The sequence below is a fragment of the Lactobacillus helveticus genome, assembly GCF_046109915.1.
GTDB lineage: Bacteria > Bacillota > Bacilli > Lactobacillales > Lactobacillaceae > Lactobacillus > Lactobacillus helveticus.
Window position 1 is genome coordinate 469,028 of record NZ_CP151471.1, and the last position, 19,690, is coordinate 488,717.

The 19,690-nt window shown below is 34.3% G+C and carries 16 protein-coding genes and 1 other RNA gene; 14 read left to right on the plus strand and 3 right to left on the minus strand.

Annotated features, from left to right (window positions below; translation table 11 throughout):
• Window positions 1–89: 89 nt before the first annotated feature.
• Window positions 90–2,369 carry a PBP1A family penicillin-binding protein gene (locus tag AADV52_RS02425; RefSeq protein WP_014918695.1) on the minus strand — a complete coding sequence of 760 codons (2,280 nt, stop codon included), beginning with the start codon at window positions 2,367–2,369 and terminating at the stop codon, window positions 90–92.
• Complete coding sequence (gene recU / locus AADV52_RS02430) at window positions 2,366–2,998, minus strand: Holliday junction resolvase RecU (RefSeq protein WP_014918696.1); 633 nt, start codon at window positions 2,996–2,998, stop codon at window positions 2,366–2,368. Before recU ends, AADV52_RS02425 begins: the two co-directional genes overlap by 4 nt.
• 63 nt (window positions 2,999–3,061) lie before the next feature.
• On the opposite strand from recU, the gene AADV52_RS02435 reads away from it, so the two are divergent.
• From AADV52_RS02435 to AADV52_RS02490, 12 genes are all read left to right on the plus strand, one after another.
• A complete protein-coding gene (locus tag AADV52_RS02435) occupies window positions 3,062–3,631 on the plus strand; it encodes a DUF1273 domain-containing protein (protein ID WP_014918697.1) in 570 nt (189 codons plus the stop codon).
• Window positions 3,632–3,721: 90 nt separating this feature from the next.
• Complete coding sequence (locus AADV52_RS02440; protein WP_014918698.1) at window positions 3,722–4,138, plus strand: DivIVA domain-containing protein; 417 nt, start codon at window positions 3,722–3,724, stop codon at window positions 4,136–4,138.
• 26 nt (window positions 4,139–4,164) lie between these two features.
• An RNA gene (gene rnpB, locus AADV52_RS02445) (RNase P RNA component class B) lies at window positions 4,165–4,534 on the plus strand.
• A 66-nt stretch (window positions 4,535–4,600) separates the two neighbouring features.
• Window positions 4,601–5,725 (plus strand): THUMP domain-containing class I SAM-dependent RNA methyltransferase, encoded by a 1,125-nt coding sequence (locus AADV52_RS02450; RefSeq protein WP_014918699.1) that lies wholly within the window; start codon window positions 4,601–4,603, stop codon window positions 5,723–5,725.
• Window positions 5,707–6,969, plus strand: coding sequence for a metallophosphoesterase (locus AADV52_RS02455; RefSeq protein WP_014918700.1), 1,263 nt, complete (start codon window positions 5,707–5,709; stop codon window positions 6,967–6,969). Before AADV52_RS02450 ends, AADV52_RS02455 begins: the two co-directional genes overlap by 19 nt.
• Window positions 6,970–7,127: 158 nt before the next feature.
• Complete coding sequence (locus AADV52_RS02460; RefSeq protein ID WP_126096177.1) at window positions 7,128–8,534, plus strand: ISLre2 family transposase; 1,407 nt, start codon at window positions 7,128–7,130, stop codon at window positions 8,532–8,534.
• Between the two features lie 230 nt (window positions 8,535–8,764).
• A complete protein-coding gene (locus tag AADV52_RS02465; protein WP_014918703.1) occupies window positions 8,765–9,034 on the plus strand; it encodes a hypothetical protein in 270 nt (89 codons plus the stop codon).
• Window positions 9,031–10,707: a formate--tetrahydrofolate ligase gene (locus AADV52_RS02470; protein ID WP_014918704.1), complete on the plus strand. Its 1,677-nt coding sequence runs from the start codon at window positions 9,031–9,033 to the stop codon at window positions 10,705–10,707. Before AADV52_RS02465 ends, AADV52_RS02470 begins: the two co-directional genes overlap by 4 nt.
• A 6-nt stretch (window positions 10,708–10,713) precedes the next feature.
• On the plus strand, window positions 10,714–11,178 hold the full coding sequence (gene lspA / locus AADV52_RS02475; RefSeq protein WP_014918705.1) for a signal peptidase II: 465 nt from the start codon (window positions 10,714–10,716) through the stop codon (window positions 11,176–11,178).
• Entirely contained in the window at window positions 11,171–12,082 is a 912-nt protein-coding gene (locus tag AADV52_RS02480; RefSeq protein ID WP_014918706.1) for an RluA family pseudouridine synthase, read from the plus strand. Before lspA ends, AADV52_RS02480 begins: the two co-directional genes overlap by 8 nt.
• A 2-nt stretch (window positions 12,083–12,084) precedes the next feature.
• On the plus strand, window positions 12,085–13,140 hold the full coding sequence (locus AADV52_RS02485; protein ID WP_014918707.1) for a carbamoyl phosphate synthase small subunit: 1,056 nt from the start codon (window positions 12,085–12,087) through the stop codon (window positions 13,138–13,140).
• A 3-nt stretch (window positions 13,141–13,143) separates the two neighbouring features.
• Window positions 13,144–16,335 (plus strand): carbamoyl phosphate synthase large subunit, encoded by a 3,192-nt coding sequence (locus AADV52_RS02490; RefSeq protein WP_107775392.1) that lies wholly within the window; start codon window positions 13,144–13,146, stop codon window positions 16,333–16,335.
• A 67-nt stretch (window positions 16,336–16,402) separates the two neighbouring features.
• On the opposite strand, the gene AADV52_RS02495 is transcribed toward AADV52_RS02490, so the two are convergent.
• The gene (locus tag AADV52_RS02495) at window positions 16,403–18,097 is read right to left on the minus strand and encodes an Rqc2 family fibronectin-binding protein (protein WP_014918708.1); all 1,695 of its coding nucleotides are present in this window, start codon (window positions 18,095–18,097) and stop codon (window positions 16,403–16,405) included.
• Window positions 18,098–18,347: 250 nt separating this feature from the next.
• Between AADV52_RS02495 and AADV52_RS02500 the strand changes: the two genes are divergently transcribed.
• Together AADV52_RS02500 and AADV52_RS02505 are read left to right on the plus strand one after the other, a co-directional pair.
• The gene (locus AADV52_RS02500; RefSeq protein ID WP_014918709.1) at window positions 18,348–19,205 is read left to right on the plus strand and encodes an IS982 family transposase; all 858 of its coding nucleotides are present in this window, start codon (window positions 18,348–18,350) and stop codon (window positions 19,203–19,205) included.
• Window positions 19,206–19,215: 10 nt separating this feature from the next.
• The gene (locus AADV52_RS02505; protein WP_014918710.1) at window positions 19,216–19,632 is read left to right on the plus strand and encodes a MarR family winged helix-turn-helix transcriptional regulator; all 417 of its coding nucleotides are present in this window, start codon (window positions 19,216–19,218) and stop codon (window positions 19,630–19,632) included.
• Window positions 19,633–19,690 lie beyond the last annotated feature (58 nt).

Genomic DNA, 19,690 nt, shown 5'->3' on the forward strand with positions numbered 1-19,690 from the left:
CACTACGTTCCGGCAGACAAAAGACAAACAAAAATAGCAAACCAATGTCATTAAGTTAAGACATTGACAAACTAGTCTGCTCTTAAAACTTAATTTTTATCTGAATCAGCATGACTTTGTTCATGTTCTTCATTATCTTCATTTCTCGTTGGTCTACTACTTTGAGTATGTGAGGTGGTTGAAGATGATGATTGTTCATGACTTTGACTAGATTGAGATCTTTCAACTCTACTTGATTGACGAGGAGTGCCAGTTTCACTTGAAGAAGATTGAATGTTGTTTGTGTTAACTGAATTGTTTGTATCATTATTGGTATCAGTTTCTTCATCATCTTCATCGTAGCTAGCAGCGCTGTCGCTAACACCAGCAGGAGCATGACCTCTAACGTATAATTGCCAAGTGCCACCAGTTTTTGCACGAATTACTGACTTAGGTTGTTGCCAATTCAGGTTAGGCTTATTTCTCATTAAGTAAGTCATCATGCTCTTATACATTAATTGAGCTGATTGTTGTCCAATACCTGAAATAGTACCATCCTTTAAATTGTCATAACCTGTCCATATACCAATTGCATAAGATCTAGTGTAACCAACAAACCAAGAATCTTTAGGAGTTGAATTATAGCCAGGATATTTTGCCAAATCTTCATCAGAATATTTAACAGTACCAGTTTTACCTGCCTGATAAAGATCAGGAATTTTAGCATTAGTACCTGAACCATGTTTGATAACGCCCTTAAGCATATCAGTAATCATATATGCCGTTGACTTCTTCATAACGCGAACGCCATTGGAATCATAATTTCTGGTCAAACCATCGGGAGTTTCGATTTTAGAAACAAATTGTGGCTTGTGATAGATACCCATTGTAGCAAATGCACTGTAGGCACCAGTCATTTGTAAACTAGAAGCATTTGCACCAATAGCAACAGACAATCCAGAATTTGAAGGGACATTTACGCCTAAGCGACGAGCAAAAGCGGAAGCACGCTTAACTCCAACATCTGCTAATGTTTTAACAGCAGGAACATTACGTGATTGCTCTAGTGCTTTACGCATAGTCATCATACCATCGTATTTATTATCCCAGTCATAAAGCTGAATATTAGTACCAGGGTAAACATACTTACTATCATCTAACATCTTGGCAGTTGACCAATTCAAATATTGGATAGCAGGGCCGTAATCAAGTACTGGCTTGATTGATGAACCAGTAGAACGTCCAGTTTGAACGGCACGGTCAAGTCCAAGTTGAACTGAAGGTAAGTGACGACCACCTAGAATGGCTACAACGTGACCATTATTTGGATCGATTACTGTAGCACCAATTTGCATTTTATTATTTGTAAATGGTACAGAGCCATTATTAGCCAATTCATAGAGCTTGTTTTGAGCTTTTTGATCAATATTAATAGTAATTTTTAGATTATCATTATACGGATCAAAACCCTTACTCTTAACCTCAGAAGTGACTTCCTTAATGTATGGATCATCAATCTTGCGAATCTTTGATTCGTTATCTGCTCTACGTTTTTTTAAACCATGAGTAATTGGCTCATTAACTGCCTGATTATATTCATCCTTAGTGATTTTTTCATTCTGCAGCATAGTCTTTAAAACAATGTTACGACGATATTTAGCCTTTTGAGGATAAAGATAAGGATCATAAGCAACAGGAGCATTAGGCATCCCTGCAATTAAAGCGATTTGAGCTAAATCCAACTTCTTTAATGATTTGCCATAATAATAGTTAGCAGCTGTTCCCATACCATAATTTCCGTAATTCATGAAAACTTTATTGATATAGAACTCTAAAATTTGGTCTTTGCTAAATTCATGTTGTACCTTAACAGCTAACCAAGCTTCTTGGGCCTTTCTTTTTAAAGTACGCTGTGAAGCTGCTGTAGAAAATACTGTTAACTTAACCAGTTGCTGAGTAATGGTTGATCCACCTGCAGCAATACTGTTACTTTTTGCATTAGTAAGCATAGAACCGACAATTCTGATTGGATCTACGCCAAGTTTGTCTTTATAAAAACGTTTATCTTCAACAGAAACTACAGCGTCTTTTAATAGCTGAGGTATATCTTTATTTTTGACATAAATTCGTTTTTCAGAACCAAGTGATAATAAAAATTTACCATCATTATTATATAGACTAGATGTGCCACCACTTTGTAATTGGTCTTGGTTAATATTAGGAGCATCTTTGGCATAAAAAGCAAATAATCCAATTCCCGAAACAACTAATAGCAAAACTATCAGAAAGATCCATTTAACAATTTTGATACCTAGATGACTCTTAGTCGACCTTCGTTTTTGATAATTTCTACGTGATTCACGTCTCATAGTATTTTTATCTTCTATCATAATTCTCTTTCCCTATCTGCAATAAAATTATCAACTGCTTTTAAGTAAGGTAATGTAGGACGAAATCCACTTTTAATTTCGTAGGAATTGTCCTCAATTTCTTTTAAAGTCATAGAACTTTTGTCTTTTTCTCTCCAAGCATTAATTACAAAGCTGGCCGGAGTAACAAAGTATCGTTCTAAACTAGCGAATCTAATAATTGTAAAGCAAATTCCTTTTTGCTTCAAACACGCACTTAAATGAAAAATTTGGTGTTCATGGAAATTTTTAAAAGGAAAGTTAGTTTTATTTCTAGTTTCCTTAGCTTCGAAATCAAGATAATATCCTTTATAAACGCCATTATAATCAGTTGTGGAAGCCTGTCTAAAATAAGCTTCACGAATAACAGCTTTAGAACGTTTAGGATAATCAACTTTAACGATTTGAATAGGGGTAGGCTTTTTATGAACTACTGCAATTTCTTCATTTAAATAATATTTATTTGATTCGTTAATTTGTTGTTCCAGTGTCATCCCACGATCAGAAAAGTTCACGCCTTTTCTATGTGTATATGGATGACGAATTTTATTTTCTTTTTTATTAATAGGTTTTCTAAATGCAGCTAAACTGCCGCTTGGATATTTGACCATTGATTTCACTCCTGTTAGCATTATAGCAATAAAGACTGAATTTTTGAATATAGGGGGCTTCTAATGCAACGTTTATGGGTAACTGGCTATCGTAGCTACGAATTAAATGTGTTTGGTGACAAGGACCCCAAAATTACTATCATTAAATATGCTTTAAAGAATTATTTTAAAGGCTTGCTTGAAAATGATCAGTTAGACTGGATTATTACTGGAGCCAATTTAGGAGTGGAACAATGGACAGCAGAAGTAGGATTGGAATTGGGGCAAAAGTATCCGCTGCGAACTTCCATTATGATTCCGTATGAGAAATTTGCTGATCGCTGGAATGAAAACAATCAAACTAAGTTCCTTATTTTAAAAGAACGAGTCGATTTCTTTGCTTCAACTTCTAATCTGCCTTATCAAAATCCAGTTCAATTGCGCAACTATCAAAATTTTATGCTTCAGCATACTGATCGAGCATTAATGGTATATGACACTGAACATCCAGGCAAGCCAAAATATGATTATAATTTAATTCAAAAGTATCAAAAAGCTGAAGAATATCCCTTGGATTTAATCGATTTTTATGATTTGCAAGATGCAGCAGAGGAATATCAAGAGGCTCATCAGAGAAATTATTTCTCTGAATAATTTTAAAGTTTTATAAAAATGAAAATCTTGGTTTTAACTGAGCCATCTTTTTGCTAAAATAAAATTGAATGTAAAGGAGTTGTCAGTAAGATGGCAAGTTTAAACGATATTAAACTGTCTGCACAAGACATATTGAAAAAACAATTTAGAAGTAAAGTAAAAGGCTATGATCCAGACGAAGTTGATGCGTATTTGGATGAAGTTATCTCAGATTATGAGAATTTTCAACAAATTATTGAAGACTTATATGGTCAAATTGGCACGCTTCAACGTCAATTAATGGATGAAAAACAAAAAGAAAAGAAAACAGTCGAAACAGAGAAGGAAGATAAAGTAAAGACTTATACTCCAACTCATAGAAGAACTGCTTCAGTTCCTAATTTTGCCAATGAAGATGATGATAATCATGGCGAAATCTCAACTAACATGGCCATTATTCAACGAATTTCAACTTTAGAAAGAAAAGTTTATAATCTTGAACAACATGTTTATGGTGTAAAGCATTAATTTTTGCTATAATGGTTAATGGTGTGAATCTTGAGTAGTCGCGGTTAGCTATATGCTAACTGAGGAAAGTCCACGCACGCACAAGCTGCGATGCTTGTAGTGATCGTATTCAGCTCAATAAGCTGGAGAAGAGTTTTGAAACTTTTACGGCGGAAAAAGTGCTAAATCTTTTGACATGCATTACTATCCTGAAAAGTGCCACAGTGACGAAGCAAAATTAGAAATGATTTTGGTGGAACGAGGTAAACCCTGCGAGCGTGAAACCCAAATTTGGTGGGGGAGTCTTGGTCTAAGAAAATGAACTAAAGACCAGGTTATTGTCTTTGACAATAAAGATAGATGACTACTAAAGGTAATTTTTGCCAGGATTACTGGAACAAAACGTGGCTTATAGAGATTCACATTGGCAGAGTTGGGCTTAAGTCCAGCTCTTTTTTTATTTTTATTAACGAAAGAGAAATAATGAAAGAATATCAACTTTATACAACTATGGGCGCTGGATTTGAAAGCGTCGTAAACAAAGAATTACAGGGCATGGGTTACCAGACTAAAGTCGAAAATGGACGTGTATTTTTCAAGGGTACCCAAGAAGATATTGTAAAAACTAATTTATGGTTAAGAACCGCAGATAGAATCAAAATTTTATTGAAGGAATTTAGAGCAACTGATTTTGACACTCTATTTAATGAAGTTTACGACTATAATTGGGCGGATTTATTACCAGTAGATGCTAAATTTCCCGTTCAAGGTCGTGCAGTTAAATCAAAGCTTCATTCTGAGCCCGATGTTCAATCAATTGTGAAAAAGGCCATTGTCAATAAGATGATTGATCAATACCATAGACGAGGCTTCTTACCAGAAACTGGTAGTGAATATCCATTAGATGTTCATATTTATAAAAATGTGGCTCGAATTTCATTGGATACTACTGGAGCTAGTCTTTTTAAACGAGGCTATAGAGTAGAACATGGTGGCGCCCCACTTAAGGAAAACTTTGCGGCAGGATTATTAAAATTAACTCCATATAATGGTACGCATCCCTTAATTGATCCAATGACAGGTTCTGGGACTTTAGCAATTGAAGCGGCTTTGATTGCTAAAAATATTGCGCCAGGGACATGGAGAGAATTTGCTTTTGACAATTTTGATTGGTTTAATCACGACTTGCATAAAATTGCATTAGAAAAAGCAAAAGCAGAAGTTAAACCATTGGATGCACCTATTTGGGCTAGTGATATTGATCAATCGGTACTTGAAATTGCTAAATTAAACGCTCATAATGCTGGTGTTTTACAAGATATTTGCTTTAAACAAGTTGCTGTTAAAGACTTTACCACTGATTTGGAAAACGGCATCATTATTGCCAATCCACCTTACGGTAAACGACTCAAAGATCGTGAATCCGCTGAAGAATTATATAAGCAAATGGGCGAAGTTTTGCGTCCATTAGATTCATTTAGTCAATATTATTTAACAGCTGATCCTAATTTTGAAAAATGTTTCGGGGCTAAAGCAACTAAAAAGCGTAAATTATTTAATGGTAATTTGAGAGTAGATTTCTATCAATATTGGGCAAATATAAGATAAAAAATGATTACAGAAGATCTAAAGATCTAAATACTGAATTTTGGGTGATTTCTGATACACATTTAATTGCTAAAAGCCTGCACGATGAAGGGCAAGCTTTTTCGCAAATGCAAAAAACTAGTCAGGGTAAAGATCTGTATTATCAAGAGACTGCTTTGACAGCGTTTATGCGAATGGCACAAAGAAAAAAGCCTGCAGCAATTATTGTTACGGGAGATATTACTTTTAATGGAGAAAGAGTTTCAGCTGAAAAGTTTGCGGAAATTTTCAAGCCTTTGAAGCATACTCAAGTCTTAGTCTTACCGGGAAATCATGATATTTTTGATGGCTGGGCTAGAGAATTTCGCGGTAAAAAGCAGTTCTATGCTGGTGAAATTAGTCCAATGTTTTGGCGCTCAATTTTTGCTAAATCCTATCGTCAGGCTTTTAATACGGATGACAGTTCATTAGCATATAGTGTGCAATTAAATCCGCAATATTTTTTAATATTGGCAGATTCCAACATATATGGCACAGAAGAAACAACTGCAGCCCCACATACGCGAGGTATGATTGGTAAATCTCAACTTAAATGGATTGAAAAACAATTGCAGTATGCTGAAAAAAATCAACTTCGCCCGATTTTATTTATGCATCATAATTTGTATGCTCATAATCCTGCTGTGAATAAAGGGTATGTAGTTGATGATGCAGTTGAGTTGCGACGACTTTGTAGCAGATATAATGTTAAATTAGCTTTTACTGGTCATATCCATGCGCAAAACATTATGGGCCCACAAGAAACAACTCCTACTACTGAAGTTGTTACTTCAAGTTTTTGTTCAAATGATCAAGGATATGGGGTTGTCCGTGTTCATTCACGACATATTACATATGTAAGACGCAATTTTGATATGACAAGATACTTGACTGATCAAGAAAAAGAAAATTATACTTTAGAACACTTCCATAAGTATTTAAAGGATTTACAATTAGGGAGTATCTCTGCAGATATGATGCAAAGTGAATTGAATAAGTATCATGATGATATAGATTTGGTTCGAGCAATGGGAAAATTGTTTGGCTGGATGAATTATCATTTTTTCACTGGGCATAATCATATTAAGGTTAGTGAATTGAATAAAATTCATTCTTCTCAGGCCTACCAAGTGTTAATCAAGCATCATCCTGAATATAGATTGTATTTAGAGACTTTGTATGACACCACTTCACATAGTAATTTACAAGTAAAGATAAGATACTGATAAATAAGAGAGTATGAGCCATCTAAGTGTATAATTTTTTGCGGTAAGTTGAATAATTAATTAAAAAAGCTCAAATCCTTTGAAATTGGACTTGAGCTCAAGCAAAAAGACCAGTAGTCTGATGTTAACGAAAAAAACACATTAGAAGCTGGTCTTTTATGGAATCTATTATAGCTGATATCGTAAAAATTATTAAGTCTGAAAATAATGTTATTGCCCGTGAAAAGGCATTAATGTGCTATTTCTTTGATCTGATTAGAGAATTGATGACAGCAGCACTAGAAGAAGTTGATGCTGGTCTAGTTGAAGAGACTAAAAAGCAAGGCTATCAGATCGAGAAGAAAAATAAGCGTTCAGTTGTGACTGCCTTTGGTGAAATCAGCTATTGGCGCAGAAGATATGCTTGTCCTGGCAAAAAGGCTAAATATCCACTGGATAAGCTGATGGGCTATGACAAATATAAGCGTTACAGTGTTTTGGCAGTGAAGGATATTTTGCAGGTTAGCGCCGTGGCAACTTACCGCAATACTGCTTTAGCTGTTAATACTCTCTCCTGTTTCAATATTAGCCATAGTCAAGTTGGCAAGCTGATTGTGCAAGCAGGCAAACAGATTAAAGCACAGCAGCAGTCTGAGGAAAGATACGATGGTATTGCTCAAAAGAAAAAGGTGCCAGTGCTTTATCTTGAAGGCGATGGCGTTGTGATCAAGGGCACCAAGAAGCGACTGGAATTTCATCGCTATCAAGTCTGCGAGGATATTATTAATTTAAGCAAGACACGCAGAAAGAGAGTACAGGCCAAAGAGTTTGTTTCTTTAAGCCGCTTGGATGCTTTGCAAGAAATTAAAGCTTATTTAGCCAATACCTATGACTTAAGCGATACTTTAATCATCAGTAATGCCGATGGCGGTGCTGGCTATGCCAAGAAAGACTTTGATGAAATAGTTGGCTATTGCCGGCAGCACGAACACTTCTTGGATGTCTTTCACTTGAACAAAAAGATTAAAGATCGTCTAAGCTTCATGCCGGCCATGCAAGGCAAATTGATCAGTGCAGTTGAGTTTAAATATGACCGTCACTTGACTGACGTGATTTTAGACACGATTGAAAGCAATCTGATTGATGAGCTGAATACGCCAGAAAATCATGAGAATTTAAGGCGCCTGCGCAGCTATCTTCATCGTCGCTGGGTGGATATTAAGCCATTCAAAATGCGTCATTTGTCAGTAATTAAGGCAATTGGCTGCTGTGAGAGCAATCACCGCAAGTATACTTATCGCGTCAAAGGGCAAGGAAAATACTGGTCAGAAGATGGTGCCGAAGGAATTCTGCGTGTGCTGACTTGCATTAAAAACAAAGAGCTGGAATACTGGCTTAGCAGTGAATTTGCAGGTGGGCAGCTCGATATTGGTGATCAGGAAGAATTGAAAGGTGCAGTTCGTGCCAGCCTAAGAAAGACGCATGAAGCTCATCTGGGCATTCATCACGGCGCCATTGAAAGCTTAACAGCAGGACATAGCTATTTAAACGATTTTAGCAGAAAAATAAATCAAATAAATATTTAAGAAATTAAGGTCAGACTAATGGCTAATAGCCTACCGCAAAAATATTGACACTTACATGAGCCATTTCATACTCTCTTATTTTGGTGGTTTTTGATACAATAAGAAAAGGAATAATTGATATGTAGGGTGTGATCTAAATTCTAAAATCTAAACGGCATTTTATATTTTTAGGAACGATTGGAGTAATTTATTACTCATGGCTTTTAATCGTTCTTTTGATAGCTTTCATTTTGGGTTATGAAGGAAATAAAGCAATTAGTATTCCTGGTATAGTAGTTGGATGCATTTTTATTGTTTTATTAGCATATACATTACTGTATTCATTTTTTGAAAAAAGCCAAAATAAATACTTGCTTAAATTACCATATCGAACTCAAATGGAGGTAAACAAACCAATTTTAATTGCAAAATGGCATATGTTTGAAATTTATCAATTAAAGAGTGAGTTTCAAAGCTATTCTGTTTTAGTTTTTTCAAGAAAGAAGAATGAATATAGATGAAATCAGATATTGAAATTGCACAAGAGACTAAAGAATTACCAATTAAAGAAATTGCCGCAAAGGTTAATCTTAAAGAAGAGGATTTAGAACCATATGGATATGATAAAGCTAAAATTAATTGGCAGGCTATCAATCGTATTTCCAAAAGTAAAAAATTAGGAAAATTAATTTTAGTAACTTCTATTTCACCAACACCTGCTGGTGAAGGTAAGTCTACTATTACTATTGGCTTAGGTGATGCTATTAATAATCAATTGCACAAAAATACGATGATTGCCTTGCGTGAACCATCAATGGGCCCTGTCTTTGGACTTAAAGGTGGTGCTACTGGTGGTGGTATGGCACAAATCATCCCAATGGAAGATATTAATTTGCACTTTACCGGTGATATGCATGCTCTAACTGCTGCAATTGATACGTTAGCTGCTTTAGTTGATAACTATATTTATCAAGATAATAGCTTAAACATTGATCCAGAACGAATCCTCTTAAAGCGTGGTTTAGACGTTAATGATCGTGCCTTGAGAAATATTACAGTTGGTCAAGGTTCTAAATTTAATGGTATTGAACACAAGTCGAGTTTTGCTATAACTGTAGCCAATGAATTAATGGCAATTTTATGTTTAGCAACAGATATCGATGACTTAAAAGCTCGGATTGGGGATATGCTTGTAGGTTATACCAAGGATGATCAACCAGTATATGTTAAGCAATTAGGCTTCCAAGGAGCAATTGCGGCACTACTTTCTAATGCATTGAAACCAAATTTGGTTCAAACACTTGAGCATACGCCAGCTTTAGTTCATGGTGGTCCATTTGCAAATATTGCTCACGGCGCCAACTCAGTTATGGCTACTAATTTAGCATTGCATTTAAGTGATTATGTTTTAACTGAAGCTGGTTTTGGTAGTGATCTTGGCGGACAAAAGTTTATGGACTTTGTATCTAAACATTTGGATAAACAACCAGATGCAGCTGTTGTTGTAGCTACTGTTCGTGCTCTTAAATATCAGGCTTTAGGAGATACCAAACACTTAGATGAAGAAAATCTTACTGCTTTAAAAGCTGGTTTTAAGAATCTAGAACGTCATATGAATAATATGCGTTCATACAATGTACCAGTAGTTGTGTTAATTAACCAATTTGCATCAGATACTGAAACAGAACTTGACTTGCTTAAAAAGTTAATTGAAGAACAAAATATTCCAGCTGAAGTTGTTGCTTATCATGATGAAGGTTCCAAAGGTGGAATCGAGGCTGCACAAACAGTTATTGATTTAGCAAATTCAAATAAAGCCAACATAGTATCAACATATGATGAAGATGATGATGTAAAAAACAAGATTGAAAAAGTAGCTACTAAAATTTATCATGCTAGCGGAGTAAAATATACAGAAAAAGCTAATAAACAAATTGATGAATTAATTAAATTAGGAAAAGAAAAGCTGCCTGTAATCATTGCCAAAACCCAATATTCATTTAGTGATGACAAAAAACAATTAGGTGCTCCAACCGACTTTAAGTTACATGTAAAGGGTGTTAGTTTGAAAAATGGTGCGCGTTTTATTGTTGTAACTACAGGGCACGTATTAGATATGCCAGGTTTGCCTAAGCATCCCGCAGCCTTGGATATTGATGTTGATAATAATGGTAAAATTAGTGGGTTATTTTAATAAAAGATGCAGTTTTTATATTTATTTATTTCATTATTTGTAGTTTTAGCAGATCAAGGCTTAAAAAGTTATATTGTAAGCCATTATAGTGTAGGTGAAGTTCATCAAATTATTCCAGGAATCCTATCGTTTAATTATTTGCAGAATGATGGTGCAGCTTGGAATATTTTAACGGGTCAAATGTGGCTATTTTACGGTATTAGTGTGATCGCTATCGGCGTTTGTTTATATTTTTTATTTAACAAAAAGTATAAAAATGCTTTGTTTGACGTTGGCTTAGCCTTAGTATTAGGTGGCATTATTGGTAATTTTATTGATCGACTTCACTTAAAGTATGTGGTTGATATGCTTCAACTTGATTTTATTAACTTTAATATTTTTAATATTGCTGATACTGCTATTACAATCGGTGTGCTCATTATATTTATTTACTTAATTTTCTTTGCAGATAAGGATGATCAAAATGCCTAAAAAATATGAATTACAGGTTGAAAATGAGCACGGACGCTTAGATAAATTTGTTTCAGAACAAATACCTGATTTGTCTAGAACTAGAGTAAAAGAATTAGTTAAAGAAAAAGAGATTTTAGTTAATCATAAGGTAGAAAAAGTTTCTTACAAGATTCAAGCAGGAGATAAAATTGAAATTAATGTTCCAGCGGTAAAACCTTTGGATGTTGTTCCAGAAAATATTCCCCTTGATATTGTGTATGAAGATGAAGATGTGATTGTGGTAAATAAGCCACAAGGCATGGTAGTGCATCCCGCACCGGGCCATCCCGACCATACGTTGGTGAATACACTTCTTTATCATACTCAAGATCTAGCACAATCGTCTGAAGGTTTTAGACCAGGTATTGTGCATCGAATTGACAAAGATACTTCGGGCTTATTGATGATTGCGAAAAATGCTAAGGCAAGGGAATCTCTTGAAGATCAATTGGCACATAAGACGAATAAGAGAATATATTGGGCTATTGTCCATGGTAATTTTGGTGAAGAAAATGGTGTAATTGATGCACCAATTGGTCGTAATCCATATGATCGTAAAAAAATGGCGGTTGTAGAAAATGGTAAAAAGGCCGTCACTCATTTTAAGGTTCTCAAGCAATTTAAAGGTTATAGTTTAATTGAGTGTCAGCTTGAAACAGGACGGACTCATCAAATCAGAGTGCACTTAGACTATATTGGACATGCAGTTGCAGGAGATCCTTTGTATGGTCCGCGTAAAACTTTAAAAGGAAATGGCCAATTTTTACATGCTAAAGTTTTAGGCTTTAAACATCCCAGAACAGGCAAATGGTTAGAATTTACGGTTGAACCACCTAAGATTTTTCAAGATACGTTAGCTCAATTAGAAAAAGCAAGTGAATAAAAATGAAACGTTATTTGATATTAGAAGATGGAAGTTCTTTTGCTGGTGAAGGCATAGGAGCAAGCATAATTTCTACAGGTGAATTAGCAATTCAAACTACTAATTTTGGTTATCAGGAGGCCTTAACCGATCCTACTAATGCTGGGAAAATTTTGGTTTTCACCTCACCGATGATTGGTAATAATGGTATTAATGCTATTGACTATGAAAGTATTGATCCAACTGTCAAGGGAATCATTGCCAATGATATTGCTTTGAATATTTCAGACAGTGAAAATTTTGAAGATCTTAGTTCTTTTCTGAAAGAAAAAAAGATACCAGCTATTTTTAAGGTAGATACGCGTGCACTTGTTCATCGTCTAATGGAAGAGGGAACAATTAAAGCTTCAATTATGGATACCAATGATGAGCATGCTTTTGATCAAATCAAAGCTTTAGTTCTTCCTAAAAATAAATCAGCAATGGTCTCAACTAAAAATGCTTATGCATCCCCCAATGTGGGAAAAACAGTGGCAGTTTTAGATTTAGGATTAAAGCATTCTATGTTAAGAGCTTTATCTTTGAGAAAAGTAAATGCAACTGTTTTACCTTATAATGCTAGCCCGGTAGATGTAGAAAATTTGCGCCCTGAAGGGATCATTATTTCAAATGGTCCAGGTAAACCAGAAGAAATCATTGATAAAATTACTCCAGTTTTAGATCAATTTTATGGTAAGTATCCAATTTGGGGAATTGGATTAGGCTTTTTAGTGTTGAGTGACTATTTAGATTTTGAATTGGTTAAGTTACCGCAAGAATTTAATGGGATTAATTATCCAGTAATTGAGCAGAATACTAATGCAATTTGGCAAACGTCAATGAATATTGACCAATTAGTATTGCCTGATAGTATAAAGATGAATATGAATCGTGAGTATTTTGATCTTCACAGTGAATTGAATGCAGGATTTTGGAATATAAAAGATAAAATAGTAGCAACTGCTTTTAATCCAGAAGGAGCTCCTGGCTCACATGATGCAGATGAAATTTTCGATTATTTTTTACAAATGATGGAGTAAATTATGCCTCTAGAAAATGATTTAGATAAAGTATTAATTATCGGATCAGGACCTACATTAATTGGCAGTGTAGCTGAGATGGATTTAATGGCTACAGAAGCTATTGATGCTTTAACTGAAGAAGGAATCCAAGTTATACTGGTTAATCCTAATCCTGCAACCATTTCTACGGATAAGAAACCTAATGTCACTGTATATTTGGAACCGATGACGTTAGACTTTCTTAAACGAATTTTGCGCATGGAAGAACCCGATGCAATTATTACAGCATATGGTTCTACTAACGGATTAAAAGTTGCTCATAAACTGTTGCAAGATGGAATTTTAGAGCAAATGGGAATCCAATTATTAACTTTGAATTCACGTATCTTGCAGATGGGGAATCAGAAAAAAAGAACCGAGTTTTTAAATAAACTAGGAATTGATACTAGTGAATCCTGGGAACTAAGCCAAACTGCTCAAGATAATTTAATTGTTGCTATGGATAGTTTGCTTGCTAAAGTTACATTTCCAGTTTTAGTTACTAAATATAATCGATATGTTCATAATGAACATTTACGTTTTAAAAACAAAGAAGACTTAATTGTCTACTTTAAGGAAGAGAGTCAAACTGATAACTTTACATGGAAGAATTATCGATTGACAGAAGATCTTTCAGCTTGGGAAGAAGTCATTGTTGACGTAATACGTGATAAAGATGGAAATTTAGTATTTACTAATTTTGCGGGTTCTATTGAACCAGTCGCAATAAATTATGGAGATTCTGCTGTTGTTATGCCATCTCTAACTTTGAATAATGATCATATTCAGGAGTTAAGAGAATCAGTTAGACGAATTGTAGATAATTTAGGAATTGTTGGTTTTACAAGTTTTCATTTTGCTATTAAACACCATGGAACTCAAATTAAATCTAAGTTATTGACGATTCGTCCTCGATTAACTCGTAGTTCTGTTTGGGCTCAACGAATTGGCATGTACGATGTAGGTTATGTGGTAAGCAAAGTAGCTATTGGCTATCGATTAAATGAAATAACTGATCCATTATCAGGATTAAATGCTTCTATTGAACCAACTTTAGATGCGATAGCAATTAAAATACCATATTGGTCATTTACCGGCTCAGGCTACAACCATTATCAATTAAGTAATCGAATGCAAGCCAGTGGTGAAGCGATGGGTGTGGGGCGCAATTTCGAAACTGCATTTCTGAAAGGACTGGATGCAACTACTAACCTTGATTTAGGTTGGAACGCTTTTGTAGAAGAAAGTCGCAAAACAAATGAAGAGATAATTGCAGATCTTAAGCATCCCGATGAATTACATCTAATTAAATTGTTAGCAGCTATTAAAGAAGATATTCCTTTTAGTGAATTGCAACAGCTTACAGGATTACATCCTATTTATTATCAAAAATTACTTCATATTGTTGCCATTATTAATAAGTTGGTACAAAATAAAGAACATTTAACTTTAGAATTAATTAAAGAAGCAAAGGACTATGGATTCTTTAATCCTTTGCTTGCTAAAGTGTTAAATATTTCTGTAGAGGAAGTACGATCATTAATTAGTAAATATAATTTGGAACCATCGTTTTTAAAGATAGATGGTTCAGCTGGAGTTTATCGTCCTAACGGGTGTGCCTATTATGGCGCATATGATGTTCAAAATGAAGCTAAAGATCTGGTAGCAGATAAGAAGATCCTGATTTTAGGCATGTTGCCATTACAAGTTTCGGTAACTAGTGAATTTGATTACATGATTGCTCACGCAGCTAAAACTTTACATAAGAATGGCTATGTTACAGTTTTACTATCAAATAATGATGAATCTGTATCATCTAGATATAAAGATATTGATCGAGTATATTTTGAATCAATTACGTTAGAAAATATTTTAACTATTGTTAAGAGAGAAAATATTAAAGATGTACTTTTACAGTTCTCAGGCAAAAGAGTAAGTGCTTTAAGCAAACAGCTAGAAGAAAATGGGCTGCATATTATTGGTCAATCAAAAACTAAGGATCCACGGGATACTATTACAGACTTACTAGATCACCCATTAACGAATTTAAAACGAGTTCCATCTTTGAAGACGACAAATCCTGAAGCAGTATTTAAGTTTGTTGATCAATATGACTTTCCGATTTTAATTGGAGGTATGAATAAGGAAAATAAGTTAAAATCTGCTGTGGTTTATGATGTGCCAGCAATTAAGAGATATTTAGCTGAAAATCAAGTGGATCAGATCACTGTGTCTCAATTTATTGAGGGAAATAAGTATGAAGTAACGGCCATTTCAGATGGTGAAAATGTTACTTTGCCTGGTATTATTGAACACTTAGAACAAACAGGCTCACATGCCTCCGATTCAATAGCGGTTATTAAACCTCAGAATTTGTCTCTGGAACAACAAAAAAAGATTGAACAACAATCGATTAAATTGATTAAAGTGTTACAGACAAGAGGTATCTTCAACTTGCATTATTTGCGGGTAAATGATGAGTTGTACTTATTGCAAATCAAGCCTTATGCAGGCCATAATGTAGCGTTTCTATCTAAATCTTTAAATAAAGATATTACTGCTTGTGCTACAGAGGCATTAATTGGTCATAATCTGCAAGAATTAGGATATCCTAATGGACTGTGGCATACTAGTAATTTTATTCATATTAAAATGCCAGTATTTTCTTTCCTCAATTACAGTAGTGGCAACACATTTGATTCTAATATGAAATCATCTGGCTCAGTAATGGGACGAGATACTCATTTAGCTAAAGCTTTGTATAAAGGGTATGAAGCTAGTGATTTGCACATCCCTAGTTATGGAACGATTTTCATTTCAGTTAGAGATGAAGATAAAAATCGGGTAACAGAATTAGCTCGTAGATTTGACAGATTAGGCTTTAAATTAATTGCTACAGAAGGAACTGCAAATATGTTTGCGGAAGCAGGGATTACTACCGGAGTTGTAGAGAAAGTTCATAATAATCCGCGAAATTTATTAGAAAAAATTCGGCAACATAAAATTGTAATGGTAGTAAATATTACTAATCTTTCTGATGCAGCTAGTGAAGATGCGTTAAGAATAAGAGATGAGGCATTGTATACTCATATTCCTGTCTTTTCAAGTATTGAAACTGCAGAATTAATTCTAGATGTATTAGAATCGTTGGCATTGACGACGCAACCAATTTAAAATAAAAACCAAGTTACTATGTAAATAACTTGGTTTCTACCAAATAAGCATGTTAAGTAAAACATGCTTATTTTTTATTAACTTTCATTGCCATGATTTCTTTTTCTTCCGGAGTAACTTCGATAGAATTTTGACCAGTATAGATGACGAAACCAGGTTTAGCACCATTAGGCTTTTTAACACGTTTGTCTTGTACATAATCGACTTGAACGTGGGCAGAATTCTTAGCCTTGGAAAAGAATGCGGCAATTTCAGCTGCTTCTTTAATGTCGTCATCAGATGGCTGATCATCTCGTAAAATCACATGAGAACCGGGCATGTTTTTGACATGGAACCAGTAATCAGACTTATTGGCCTTTTTTAAAGTTAACCAGTCATTTTGATAATTATTTTTACCAACTAAAACATGCTTGCCAGAAGAAAGCTTAAATTCATTCAAATTACGCTCTGTAATTTTCTTTCTTCGTTTATTTTTCTTTTGTTTCCGAATATATCCTTGATTAATCAACTCATCAGTAATTTGATCGATATCTTGTGGATCTGCATTATCAATAGCTGTTTGAATAGAATCAAAGTAACGCAAATTTTCTTCAGCTATTTTAATTTGTTCATTAATGTGCTTAATTGAATCACGTAGTTTTTTATATCGAGTAAAATATTTTTGAGCATTACGTGCAGGTGAAAGGGCAGGGTCTAATTTAATTTCAATGGGTGCATTGTTTTCGTAATAATTAGGTAATGAAACGGTAGTCATACCCGGTTTCACTTGATTTAAATTAGCGTTTAAAATTTCACCCTTAATACGATATCCTTCAGAATTTTCGGCAAGATCTAGTTGCTTTTTTAGTTTTTTGATTTTCTTGCTTAATTTCTTTTGTTCATTTTTGACAACACGTTCTACCTGACTAGCACGTTGCTTTACCCAATCACGATTAGCTTGATATTCATAAAATTCATCTAATCCTTTATTAAGATCTGGATTTGAACTTTCTTTTTCAAGTTCCAGATGATAAGGCAAATAACAAAAAATCTTTCTTTTATTATTAGGAGTTTTTAAAACAAATGCGCGAGGATTTTTAAATTGATTAAAGAATGTTTTAAAAGACGAATAGCTGTAATCATCCTCTAAATATCCTAGCAATTCATTTCTATCGTCCTTATCCAAACCATCCATCTGTTTAGATAATTCATTTGGATCATTTTCATTGCTCAATTGCTTAAACTTATCTTCAGATAAAGTTAATCCGTTTAGACCTGGCTTTAATGGTGGTAATTCATATTTTGCTTTGGGGAGTAAAATACGAGCTCTGTTTTCATCAGGATTAATTCTCTTTAACAAGTCAATAATATGATTATCTTTTTGATTGTAAAGAATAACATTACTATGACGCCCCATTAATTCTACAGAAAGAACTAATTCTACTTCATCGCCTAATTCGTTTCGATTGCTGAAATGGAAGTTAGTAATTCTATCTAAGCCTACTTGTTCAATAGATTGTAAAACGGAACCTTCTAAGTACTTTCTTAACACCATTACAAAAATAGGTGCCTTATCAGGGTTATTAATTGTTTGCTCAGTTAAATACATTCGTGGATATTGAGCATTCGCTGAGATTAAAAACTGATAATTCTTTCGATTTTTTCTAAAGATTAAAACCAAGTCTTGATCAAAGGGCTGATAAATTTTTGATAAACGACTTCCTACTAGGGTAGGGGTTAAATCTTGTAATAAACTATGGATAAATAATCCATCAAATGCCATAATAAATCACCTCAAAATACGTCTAATATTATAACAGTAAAAGCAAAGATTCTAAAATTATTAGTGTTCTTTACCATATTATCAAATAGATTATTAAATGATAAAATACAGTTATAGTAATCTAATTTGGAGAAAAAGGACCTTGTATATGGATGTACGCGTGGTGCTAGTTAAATCGTTTTAGTTAATAAAAAAGTCCAATCGGACTAGACTCAAGTTGTAGTATTCAATAGAAAAGAGTCTGATCTGATTGAACTGCCTTAAGCTTAAGCGTTTTAGCCACCATTTACAAGTTAGTTTTAAAGATTTAGTGATAATTTGTCGGCACTGGTATCGTTTATCTGCTCCGGCTGAATTTAGTCAACGGCGAAACATCAACCGGGTAAAAGCTACGGACAGTCTGATTTTGGCTTTACTTATCTGGCAAGCTAAGACAGGAATTGAATCACAAAGAAGATTCTGTGAATGTTTCAATTGTTTATCACACTCACGTTTTAATCGACGTTCACGTCAGCTATTGCAATTGATTTATCAGATACGGCAAGAAATGAATAAAAAGGTTGACCTGAATGGACAGTTCTTGATCATTGACAGCTTTCCGGTACCTGTTTGCCAACCAATTCGCAACTATCGTGCTAAAATTTTTCGCGGTTATGCCAACATTGGTTATAAGGCCACCAAGAAAATTTACTTTTATGGTTTCAAAGTTCATGCCATTGTTAGCGATGACGGTTACATTCTTGATTATGTAGTAACAAAAGCATCAGTTCATGATGCCAGGGAGACAGTTGAACTGATGGAAAATACCCATCCATCTAATTACTATCTTCTTGGCGACGAAGGCTATTTAGGCAAAGAACTGCATCAACAGCTAAAACAAATGGGTTATGAACTTTGGACACCATATCGTAAAAATATGACAGGAGCTAAAAAGCACAATGATCATCAATTGATGGCTATTCGCAGAACAATAGAAAGCGACTTTTCGCTTCTGACCTATTACAATGCCGAGAACAATCGAGCACGTAGTCTGATAGGCTTTCAAAGCCGGTTAGAAATTGCAATTTTAGCTTATAATTTGGCTTATTGTCTAGAACGATTTAACTAGCACCACGCGTATGGATGTATTATTTTTTAGTACAATTGCTGATCAAATTAAAAAGGAAATAAATCACAAATGTGGTTTAAATATTTCACAAACTAGAATTTTGCTTTTTTTTGATGATACAAATAATAAAGCTTTAGTAATGGGGAAATTAGCTAAAGCACTTAATATTTCTTTATCTACCTTAAGTCGTCAGCTTCAGCAAAAGAAGACTAAAAGTCTTATAGAAATTACACGTTCTGAAAAAGACTCTAGCAAAATTGTAAATTTAAGCGCAGAAGGTATAAAGAAAGCCAAAGAACTTAAAAATACACTTAACAAAATTGAAGAACTTTTATTTGTATATCTAGATTCTGATGCATCAAGTTTATTTATCAAGCAACTTAATCAAGTTGCACAAGCGTCTACATCATTAGAAGGCTTGGAATAGGTGTGTATTTACTGGTTTTATGCTATAATTCTTCTGTATTATATAATTAAAGAAATTG

Excerpts from the sequence above, each read along its gene's own strand:
- AADV52_RS02460 (WP_126096177.1), top strand. The coding sequence starts at position 7,128 with ATGGAATCTATTATAGCTGATATCGTAAAAATTATTAAGTCTGAAAAT.
- lspA (WP_014918705.1), top strand. The coding sequence starts at position 10,714 with ATGCAGTTTTTATATTTATTTATTTCATTATTTGTAGTTTTAGCAGAT.
- AADV52_RS02470 (WP_014918704.1), top strand. The coding sequence starts at position 9,031 with ATGAAATCAGATATTGAAATTGCACAAGAGACTAAAGAATTACCAATT.
- AADV52_RS02490 (WP_107775392.1), top strand. The coding sequence starts at position 13,144 with ATGCCTCTAGAAAATGATTTAGATAAAGTATTAATTATCGGATCAGGA.
- AADV52_RS02505 (WP_014918710.1), top strand. The coding sequence starts at position 19,216 with ATGGATGTATTATTTTTTAGTACAATTGCTGATCAAATTAAAAAGGAA.
- AADV52_RS02435 (WP_014918697.1), top strand. The coding sequence starts at position 3,062 with ATGCAACGTTTATGGGTAACTGGCTATCGTAGCTACGAATTAAATGTG.
- AADV52_RS02495 (WP_014918708.1), bottom strand. The coding sequence starts at position 18,097 with ATGGCATTTGATGGATTATTTATCCATAGTTTATTACAAGATTTAACC.
- AADV52_RS02450 (WP_014918699.1), top strand. The coding sequence starts at position 4,601 with ATGAAAGAATATCAACTTTATACAACTATGGGCGCTGGATTTGAAAGC.
- AADV52_RS02440 (WP_014918698.1), top strand. The coding sequence starts at position 3,722 with ATGGCAAGTTTAAACGATATTAAACTGTCTGCACAAGACATATTGAAA.
- AADV52_RS02425 (WP_014918695.1), bottom strand. The coding sequence starts at position 2,369 with ATGATAGAAGATAAAAATACTATGAGACGTGAATCACGTAGAAATTAT.
- AADV52_RS02480 (WP_014918706.1), top strand. The coding sequence starts at position 11,171 with ATGCCTAAAAAATATGAATTACAGGTTGAAAATGAGCACGGACGCTTA.
- AADV52_RS02485 (WP_014918707.1), top strand. The coding sequence starts at position 12,085 with ATGAAACGTTATTTGATATTAGAAGATGGAAGTTCTTTTGCTGGTGAA.
- recU (WP_014918696.1), bottom strand. The coding sequence starts at position 2,998 with ATGGTCAAATATCCAAGCGGCAGTTTAGCTGCATTTAGAAAACCTATT.